This window comes from Exiguobacterium sp. UBA3968 (assembly GCF_002385115.1).
GTDB lineage: Bacteria > Bacillota > Bacilli > Exiguobacteriales > Exiguobacteriaceae > Exiguobacterium_A.
Genome location: NZ_DGCW01000012.1, coordinates 1 through 745 on the forward strand (window position 1 = coordinate 1; position 745 = coordinate 745).

Annotated in this window: 1 protein-coding gene; it reads left to right on the forward strand. The window is 45.4% G+C overall.

The window, feature by feature from the left end:
* Positions 1-4: 4 nt before the first annotated feature.
* On the forward strand, positions 5-745 hold a 741-nt coding region (locus tag B3S86_RS15205), incomplete at its 3' end, for a DNA-directed RNA polymerase subunit alpha (RefSeq protein WP_290754304.1).

Here is a 745-nt window from a genome sequence, read left to right on the forward strand (position 1 = left end):
TCAGATGATCGAAATCGAAAAACCGAAGATTGAAACGATCGAGTTAAGCGAGAACGCTACGTTTGGTAAATTCGTAGTTGAGCCGCTTGAACGTGGATTCGGTACAACGCTTGGTAACTCATTGCGTCGTATCCTATTGTCTTCACTTCCGGGTGCTGCAGTCACTGCAGTCCAAATCGATGGCGTTCTTCATGAGTTCTCGACGATTGATGGCGTTGTAGAAGACGTTACCCAAATCATCTTGAACCTTAAGAAACTCGCCCTCAAAGTGTACTCGGAAGAAGAGAAAACGCTTGAGATCGATATTCAAGGCGCTGGTGTTGTCACTGCTGCGAATATTACGCATGACAGCGACGTCGAAATCCTCAACCCAGAACTTCACATCGCAACGCTTGCAGAAGGTGCATCACTTCATATGCGTCTTACAGCACGCCGTGGTCGTGGGTATGTTCAGGCTGAAGATAACAAACGGGACGATATGCCAATTGGTGTCATCCCAATCGACTCAATTTACACGCCAATTCAACGTGTAAATTATCAAGTTGAAAAAACACGTGTTGGTCAAGATGCGAGCTTCGATAAATTGACGCTTGATGTTTGGACGGACGGTTCAATCCGCCCTGAAGAAGCAGTGTCACTCGGTGCGAAAATCATGACAGAACACTTAAACATCTTTGTTGGTCTTACAGACGAAGCGCTCCATGCTGAAATCATGGTCGAAAAGGAAGAAGATCAAAAAGAAAAA